This is a genomic window from Novosphingobium resinovorum (genome assembly GCF_036352595.1).
GTDB lineage: Bacteria > Pseudomonadota > Alphaproteobacteria > Sphingomonadales > Sphingomonadaceae > Novosphingobium > Novosphingobium resinovorum_B.
This window is the reverse complement of record NZ_JAZFAX010000040.1, coordinates 25,304-33,831: the sequence shown is the minus strand read 5'-3', so window position 1 is coordinate 33,831 and position 8,528 is coordinate 25,304. Positions and strand designations below refer to the sequence as shown.

Sequence of the window (8,528 nt, the reverse complement as noted above, 5' to 3'; positions counted from 1 at the left end):
TCGGTGACGCCGATCCGGCGACACGCATCCGCCACCGTTCCGCCCTGCGCCAGCACGATCTCCGCTTCACGCAGCTTGCCGATGATCTCTTCCGGCTTGTGCTTCCTCGCCATTCCAGTCCTCCTTCATGCCCAAATCTAAAACAGATTTTGGGCCACTCAGAAGGGGGCAGATCACTTCTCCAGCAAGGCCGCGATACGGTCCAGTTCATGATCGGCGGGCACGACGACCGGACTTGCGCGATGGACGGCAAATGCAGGCTCGTCCGGTGCCCTGGCGCTGGAGATGTCGGCTGGCACGATCAGCACTGCAACGCCGCGCTTGGCCAGAGCCGCCTGAGCCGCCATCGCGGTCTTGCAGCGCGCCTGCTCCGGCGTACGGATTTCCTCGCAGAAGACGCTGCAGCTCTCGTAAATGGCGCGAAAGTCGACTTCCTGCGGAAAATCGAAGCTAAGTTCGTCCTGCACGGATCTGGCTGGCAATCAGGACGACCGGCGCACGATTGCGGTGGGATTCGAATAGGCCGTTTATGAAGTGAAGACTGCCCGGGCCGCACGACCCGGCGCAAAGTGCAAGTTCGCCCGTCAGAAAAGCATCCGCGCCGGCGGCAAAGCCGCCCGCCTCCTCATGCCGGACATGAACCCATCGAATGTCGCTTGTCCGGATCGCGTCGGTCACATGATTGAGCGTGTCACCCGGCACGCCGTAGCAGCGGCGCGCACCTGCGGCCTGGAGCGTCTCCACGATCACGTGCGCCACTGTCGTCATGTTTGTTTCCCGTATGTGTATGTCTGGCAGGGGCAAAATCCGCGAGGACATGGCCTGTTCCGGCTATCCCTTGCTGTTTTCACAACTTCCGCTGCATCCGGAACACTCACACGGTGTTGCTCGTTCGTGTCTGCATGAAATTCGTCGTACCGGCAGATCGCCTTGCCACCCTTCATGCTCGCCGAGACCTCAAGATGGCGCGTTCCGCCCACGCCTACGTTCGAGGCAACACGGAACTCTTCTATCGCTGGCTTGCCGAAGAAGGCGGCGAACGCATCGTCCCCGAAGGACCGGACGTCTGGATCTGCGGCGACTGCCATCTCGGCAATCTGGGGCCCATCGCGAACGGCGACGGCCGGGTCGAGATACAGATTCGCGATCTCGATCAGGCAGTGATCGGCAACCCTGCGCACGATCTTATCCGCCTGGGACTTTCGCTTGCCACGGCGGCGCGCGGATCGGACCTGCCGGGCGTCGTGACCGCGCGGATGATGGAAGAGATGGTCGAAGGCTACGAAGACGCCTTTGCCGACCCGGATGAGAGAAAGAAAACCGCAGGCTGGGAGCCCGAGATCGTGCGCGTGGTGCGCCGCCGCGCGCTCGGCAGGAAGTGGAGGCATTTGGCCAAAGAACGGCTCGACGACGTGGAGCCGAAAATTCCTCTTGGCCGGCGCTTCTGGCCCCTCACCGAAGCCGAGACCACAGGCCTTCGCGACATCGTCACCCACCGGCCGGTAAGCAGCATGATCCTGTCTCTGGACAGCAAGGACGAGGAACGAGCCCCGAAAATGGTCGATGCCGCTTACTGGATGAAAGGCTGTAGTTCGCTCGGTCTCATGCGATATGCGGCAATCGTTGCGCTCGAAGGCCAGCGCGGCAGGGACCACGCGCTTGTCGACATAAAGGAGGCCGTCGCTCCTGTCGCACCTATCGCACCTGGCGCCGTCATGCCGACCGATCCGGCCGAACGGGTTCTGGCTGCAGCGCGCGCCTTGTCGCCGCATCTCGGCGATCGTATGGGAACGGCGCGGCTGCATGAACACTCGGTATTCGTGCGCGAACTCATGCCCCAGGATCTCAAGATCGAGGTCGAGCAGTTCTCGCGGGGCGAAGCGCTCAAGGCAGCGCGATATCTCGCCTTGGTGGTGGGCAAAGCGCATGCCCGGCAGATGGAGCCGGAGATCCGTCGCAGTTGGGCACAAACCTTGCAAAGAGGGCGCCCTCGAAACCTGAATGCCCCGTCATGGCTGTGGCGCTCAGTCGTGGACCTCACCGGGCGGCATGAAAAAGGCTATCTCGATCACTGCCGGGTGCATGCATTGAATGATTGAATTCTGAAGATCGCACACCGGCATGCATGCGGGCCTTTCCGCCCCCTCCCCTTCCCGTCGTTTGGTCACCGATTTTCGATAATCAGAAGCGGTCGGTCCGGTTCAAGTATCGGTTGAGGGCTTCTCAAGGTCACGTCGTTCCCAATAAGGCGGACTTCCGAAGCTTCTGCGCAGGCTGTCGCCAAAGACCCGAATTTTCGCAGCTGCGCCGTGGTCCTTGGGGTAAGCAAGAAATAGCTCGGCGCCTTCGGCCTGCAACCCGACATCAACCTCGACAAGTGCCCCATTGGCGAGGGCCTCGTGGATGAAGAAAGTGGGCAAGAGGGCGATGCCCAAGCCTTCGATAGCGGCGTCACGCATGATGAGGCCGCTGTTGACGCGCAGCGCAGCCCGGGGCCGAATCACTGACCAGCCTTGCCCCGGTGCCGAAAAGCGCCAGTCGCCCGTGCGGTTGGAATAGAGGAGCCCGCGATGCCGCTCAAGCTCTTCAGGCACCCTGGGGGTGCCATGCCGCTCCATGTAACCCGGAGAGGCAACCAGCAGGCGTCGACTGCGCGCCAGGCGCCGAGCGATCAGGCGTCCATCCCCTACGGCGCCATGCCGCAGGACGGCATCGAAACCACCGGTCGCGGCATCCACGAAATTGTCGTCGAGTTCGAGCGACAGGTCTATATCAGGATAGTCCCGCAGAAACGCCCCGAGGGCGGGCCCGAGATGAAGTATCCCGAAGCCGACCGGCGCCGAAATGCGCAAAGGTCCGGCAAGCTTGCCACTGCGTGCGGCAAGTTCGGAAGTCGCTTCCTCCGCCTCGCGCAGGATCCGTTGCGCACGCGGCAGGAAAGTCTCTCCGCTTGCGGTCAGGGAAAGCCTGCGGGTGGACCGCTGGATCAGCGTGGTGCCCAGCGAGCGTTCGAGTTCGGCCAAACGTTCGCTGACGACCGATTTGGCCAATCCGAGCCTTTGCGCCGCCCGACTGATTGAACCGGCCTCGACAGTCATGACGAAGGCGACAACTCCATCGAGCTTCATCATCGTTCGGAATTCCCGTCATCTAGAATCAGATTCAGACGTCTAGTCCGAACAATGCTTCAGGTTCATCTTGCAGTCCAGACGGCGAGGGCTGCGACCGCAAACACCTGCATCGCACCCGCCCGGAACCAAGGAGATATGTCATGAACGATTTTACCGACAAGAATGTCCTCATCCTCGGAGGAAGCCGCGGCATCGGCGCAGCCATCGTACGCCGCTTTGCGGCCGGCGGCGGCCATGTTGCCTTCACGTATGCCGGTTCGCGGCAGGCCGCAGAAGAGCTGGCTCTTGAAACGGGCGCGATGGCCATCCGGACCGACAGCGCGGACCGCAGCGAACTCGTCGCCACGGTGGCTGGGCGCGGCGCGCTTGACGTCCTGGTCGTTGCCGCCGGAGCGTTGGTTATGGGAGACCCGCTTGAAATCGAGGCCGACGCCGTCGATCACATGATCGATGTGAATGTCCGGGCCCCCTATCATGCCGCCGTCGAAGCCGCGCGCCGCATGAACGAGGACGGGCGCATCATCGTCATCGGATCGGTCAACGGCGATCGCATGCCTTTTGCTGGCGGGGCCGCCTATGCCCTGACCAAGTCTGCGATCCAGGGCATGGTCCGCGGTCTGGCTCGCGACCTGGGGCCGCGGGGTATCACGGTCAATTCTGTCCAGCCCGGCCCCACCGACAGCGACATGAACCCCGCCGATGGGCCGATGGCCGAAACCATGCATGGCTTCATGGCGATCAAGCGTCACGCACGGCCGAGCGAAGTCGCCGAACTCACCGCCTACATCGCGGGGCCCCACGGTGGGATGATAACCGGATCGATGCAGACGATCGACGGCGGGTTTGGCGCCTGACCGAGATGCGGCGCCCGCACGCGCCTCAGGCGATGGACCATCCCACGATCATCGTGGGATAGCTGACCCAGATGGCGCCGTCCCGCCGCTCTGCACGCAGCCCGAAGATGTCGGTGCCCGCCGCGGCGTCGCGGGCCAGCAGGGACCGCACGTGGTCGAGCATCCCGGGCGGCGGGAACGAGGTTGCGAGCACGCTTTCCAGCGGCAGGCTGGTAAGCCCGCTGCTGACCGCGATCTCGACGAGGCCGCGCTCGCGGCCCAGTGCGCGCAGCGCCTCCAGGGTAAGGACGCCCCGATGCGAAGGGTCGCGCAGCAGCTCGATCGCGTCGAAGGCGGGGGCGCGTGCGGGATCGGGCAACAGATCGGACACGAAGATTCTGCCTCGCGCGGCCCAGGCGCGGTGCATCTGCGCCAGCGTCGCGGCGGGATCGTCGGCATGGTGGAACATCGACCGGCTCACCACCCAGTCGAAGCTGAGCGGCACGAAGGAAATGCAGGAATTCAAGCGGCGGTTGAGGTCATCCATCTCTTCTGCGAGGGCGGCGCCAAGTCAAAACCTGCTGCGTCCGACCGGCGCGTCCACTTCACGCTGGCGCCCCCAACGATGGCGCCTGACCTGCTCCCGAAAGATCCCTCATTGTGATGTAGAAGCAGATGCATGAGGAAAATCTGGCTGACCGGCATGGCGATCTTGCCGGGGCGCATAAGGCGCTTTTCCCCGGTCTCCTCGCGGGGGCACAAGCCTACCACCGCAGCCTTCAAGCATCATAGTTCGCACAACCGGGACCGGAAGCGCCACTCGCCATCTTGAGTGTGAACGACGTGATCGAAATAGCGCCCGAATGCGAGCACCCGATGGTCCTCTTTCGGGTTCTTGCCCAGCGCAACCATCTGGCTTTCCACCCAGGCCTCCCCGTCGCCCAGCCTGACGACGGGCTGCAGCACCGCGTGCAGACGCAGCCGGTCCCGTGCGAGACCTGCCATGAACCCGCGCACCCCGGCATGCCCTTCAAAGCGGAAGCCCTTGTCGGTGGGGCGGCCACCACAACCGAGCAGGTAATCCTCGGGATAGGGAAAAGGCGCATAAGGGTTGAGGCGATTACGCTCGCCGCCCTGCAGTTCGAAATAGCCGTCCTCGGTGAACAGCAGCGCGCAGGCGCTGGCGTCCCCGTAATCGACGAGGTTGGCATAGCGCGCCAGCAACCGCAGCACGGCCCGTTCAGCCAGAAGTTCGTCGAGCAGAGCGCTCATTTCCCCAGTCGGCCTGGCCGTCATGTGCGTGACCTCCATCGTTCGGTCCCGAAGGGCTATGGCGCCGCCACCGCAAGATCAATCGCGTAACTTCAATCTGAAAGACACCCGGCGCGCCTGCCGCAACCTGTCTCGCGGAACTGCGTGAAACATCCGCTTGCAGGCGGGCACGGTTTGAGACAAATTCCTCCTTGCATGCACGAAAGACAAATTTGCATACATGATTCTTTACTCAACTTATTTGGTTGACTATCAGGGTTCCACACTCACCGCTCGAAAGGCAGGCCATTGACCGAACGCGCTCTCAAGACTTCCCAGGCGGACTTCGTCCGGTCGGGTATCGAGGCGCGCATCTCTCAGGGCCTGCTCGTGCCCGGCCAGCGGATCGAGGAAGTGGAGATCGCCGAGATCTTCGGAACTTCGCGCACGCCGGTGCGGGAAGCGGTGTCGCAGCTGGTCGCGGCGGGCCTGCTGCACAAGACCCCGCGCCTTGGCGCCATCGTCCCGCGGCTGGACTTGCGCCAGACGCTGGACCTCATGGACTTCTCGGCCGAACTGGCTGCCTCTTCCGCCCGTTTCGCGGCGCGGCGGCTGCGGCCGGACGAACTGGAAACGCTGCGCGACCTGTGCGCGCAGTTGGAAGACCACCTTTTGGCGGACGACGTTGCAGGCTATGCCGCCACGGCGTCCTCCTTCCACGCCACCATCATCGCGGCATCGCGCAACAGCTACCTGATCGAAGCGCTGGAGCGCTCCGTGATCCACCTGGCGCGCTACTTCCGCTATTGCCTGACGTATCCGGGGCAGATGCGCGCCGACCTCGACGATCACCACCGGTTGATCGCCGCGTTCGAAGCGCGTGACGGCGAAGCCGCCCGGATGCTGATGCGCCGCCACGCCCTGATCGATCCCGACATCATCGGAGACTACATCGCCGACCTGGAGCAGGACGACTCCCGGTAACGCGGCATTCCTCGTCCGCACGACAAGACCAGAACTGGACGCCACGAGGTGACAGGCTTCTCGTAGAACAAGCCCAACCGCGAGCCGCTTATGCGCGCCCCGCTCCTGCCCGACTGAAGCCGTCGGACAATGCCTTCTCGCGGCCGTCACACTCGAAAGGAAAGCTCATGAACACCCTGACCGGTGGGCATTCGCCCGCGCACATCCTCCGTTCCCGTCACCTTGCGGCTCTGTTGGGCGCCACTGCGCTGTCTGTCATCGCCCTGCCCGCCGCCGCGCAGGAGGCTACCGGCGAATACCAGCAAACCGCCAAGGACGCCCGGCCCGAAGACAACACCATCATCGTCACCGCCGCCAAGCGCGGCCACGGTGCGCCGCTGGTACTTTCGAACACCCCGGCGGCCAACCCGGCCTCGGTCACCGTCATCACCCAGGACGACATCTCCAACAAGCTGGTGACGACGGCGGGCGACCTCCTGCGCGGCAGCAACGGCGTGCAGGTTTCGGACTACGGCCAGGTCGGCGAGACGCAGGGCATCACCATGCGCGGCTGGTCCAACGGCTACGATTCCGCCTATCTCGCCTATTATCAGGACGGCGTGCAGCGCAACGCGGCCTCGCACATCAGCGTCAACGGCTATGTCGATCTCAACCCGCTGATCCCGGAGACCATCAACCAGTTCACGATCGTGCGCGGTCCATTCGACACGCGCTACGGCGGCAACTTCGCGCAGGCCGGTTCGGTGGTGGCGACGACGCGGGACTTCATCCCCAACAGCCTGTCGATCACCGGCGGTTCCTACGGCTTCGTCCGCGCGGTCGCCAGCATTGGCCACCAGTGGGACGACACCAGCCTCTACACCATCGTCGACGGGCAGCGCAGCGACGGCTACCGCGACCGCAGCGGCGGCAAGCTGCTGAAGACCTTCACCAAGTTCGCGACCCCGCTGGGCGGCGGCCGCTTCACGCTGGGCGTCGAGACCTACAACAACAAGTTCGAACAGCCCGGCTACATCGACCTGGGCCTCATCAAGGACGGCACGATCAGTGCGAAGGACGCGATCAGCGACAGCGATCACGGCTCGGCGCAGACCTACACCGCGATCGCCAACTACCTCGTCGGTGATTACAACCAGGGGCTCGAAGCGACCGCCAGCGCCGGTCACAGCGCGCTCACCCGCACGTCCACGACGTACCCCTATCCGCAGTACTACCGCCGCGACGCGCGCTGGAACTACTCGGCCAGCGTCGAGGCGCATCGCCGCTTCGAGGTCGCGGGCATCGACGCGCTGGTGCTGGGCGGCGTGAGCATCCAGCACACCAATGCGCGGCTGACCGAACTGCCCTCCGAAAACGGCGAGGAGATCACCGGCCTCGATCCGCTCGACGCCTACTTCTACCAGCGCGAGCACGTGCGCGAGACGACCAAGTCGGTCTACGCCTCGCTCCAGCTGAAGCCGGTTGACTGGCTGAAGATCACCGCCGGCGGCCGCTACGATCACTTCGCGTTCGACGTCGACAATCAGGACTACGACGCGACCGCGAACGCCTATTACGATGCCCCGTTCAAGACGAAGACCGGCCGCTTCAGCCCCAAGGTCGGCGCCGCGATCAACCCGATCCCGGACATCACGGTCTACGTCAACTACGGCGAGAGCCCGCGTTCGCCCAGCGCCTTCTCGGAGCTGACCACAAACCCCGACCTCAACGTCTCGCACCTGTCGAGCAAGGAGGCTGGCATCGCCTGGGACCCGTGGAACCGCCGCCTGCACTTCCAGGCGAACTTCTACAAGACGGTCAACTCCAACGAAGTGGGTCAGGTCGGCTATACATACGTCAACCTCGGCACCTCGCGCCGCAAGGGCCTCGACCTCGAAACCTCGCTGGAGCTGATCCAGAGCGAGGCCGTGGACCTCAAGCTGACCGGCAACTACTCGGCGGTCAAGGCGCGCCTCGCAGATGGCGGCTACGTGCCCTACGTCGCCAAGTGGCTGGCGGCTTACGGTGCGCGCGTGGACTACCGCCTGCCCGGCACTTCGGGCGAGAGCATCCGCGTCGATCTGGACCACGAGTTCTTCGGACCGCAAAAGCTGGACTCGCTCGGCGCCTACAGCGCGGGCACCTACAACCGCGTGTCCGGCAAGGTGCGCTGGGTGCTGCCCGAGAAGAACAACCTCAACTTGTGGGCCGGAGGCATCTGGTATCCGGGCTCGGTCTACAACGAGTTCGGCTTCTCGCTCAGCGACCGCATCTACGTGGCCCCCAAGCCCAAGGTGCAGTTCCAGGTCGGCGCATCGGTCAACTTCTGACCATGCGCACCGGGGGCGGA

7 protein-coding genes and 1 pseudogene are annotated in these 8,528 nt (G+C 64.1%); 4 read left to right on the top strand and 4 right to left on the bottom strand.

Annotated features, from left to right (window positions below; genetic code table 11):
* Window positions 1-182: 182 nt before the first annotated feature.
* Window positions 183-768 (bottom strand): annotated as a pseudogene (locus V2S85_RS23605) (thiamine pyrophosphate-binding protein); the annotation flags it as partial.
* 134 nt (window positions 769-902) lie between these two features.
* On the opposite strand from V2S85_RS23605, the gene V2S85_RS23600 reads away from it, so the two are divergent.
* On the top strand, window positions 903-2,099 hold the full coding sequence (locus V2S85_RS23600; protein WP_330705248.1) for a DUF2252 family protein: 1,197 nt from the start codon (window positions 903-905) through the stop codon (window positions 2,097-2,099).
* Between the two features lie 102 nt (window positions 2,100-2,201).
* Here V2S85_RS23600 and V2S85_RS23595 read toward each other — a convergent pair whose 3' ends face one another.
* Entirely contained in the window at window positions 2,202-3,131 is a 930-nt protein-coding gene (locus tag V2S85_RS23595) for a LysR family transcriptional regulator (RefSeq protein ID WP_330705247.1), read from the bottom strand.
* Between the two features lie 140 nt (window positions 3,132-3,271).
* Here V2S85_RS23595 and bdcA point away from each other — a divergent pair, with 140 nt between their 5' ends.
* The gene (bdcA, locus tag V2S85_RS23590; protein ID WP_330705246.1) at window positions 3,272-3,985 is read left to right on the top strand and encodes an SDR family oxidoreductase; all 714 of its coding nucleotides are present in this window, start codon (window positions 3,272-3,274) and stop codon (window positions 3,983-3,985) included.
* 25 nt (window positions 3,986-4,010) lie between these two features.
* On the opposite strand, the gene V2S85_RS23585 is transcribed toward bdcA, so the two are convergent.
* Window positions 4,011-4,511, bottom strand: a complete 501-nt coding sequence (locus tag V2S85_RS23585; protein WP_330705245.1) for a methyltransferase domain-containing protein — start codon at window positions 4,509-4,511, stop codon at window positions 4,011-4,013.
* A gap of 239 nt (window positions 4,512-4,750) precedes the next feature.
* The gene (locus tag V2S85_RS23580; protein ID WP_330705244.1) at window positions 4,751-5,275 is read right to left on the bottom strand and encodes a nuclear transport factor 2 family protein; all 525 of its coding nucleotides are present in this window, start codon (window positions 5,273-5,275) and stop codon (window positions 4,751-4,753) included.
* 249 nt (window positions 5,276-5,524) lie between these two features.
* On the opposite strand from V2S85_RS23580, the gene V2S85_RS23575 reads away from it, so the two are divergent.
* A complete protein-coding gene (locus tag V2S85_RS23575; protein ID WP_285018908.1) occupies window positions 5,525-6,199 on the top strand; it encodes a GntR family transcriptional regulator in 675 nt (224 codons plus the stop codon).
* 167 nt (window positions 6,200-6,366) lie between these two features.
* Window positions 6,367-8,508, top strand: coding sequence for a TonB-dependent receptor (locus V2S85_RS23570; protein WP_330705243.1), 2,142 nt, complete (start codon window positions 6,367-6,369; stop codon window positions 8,506-8,508).
* The last annotated feature ends 20 nt before the right edge of the window (window positions 8,509-8,528 follow it).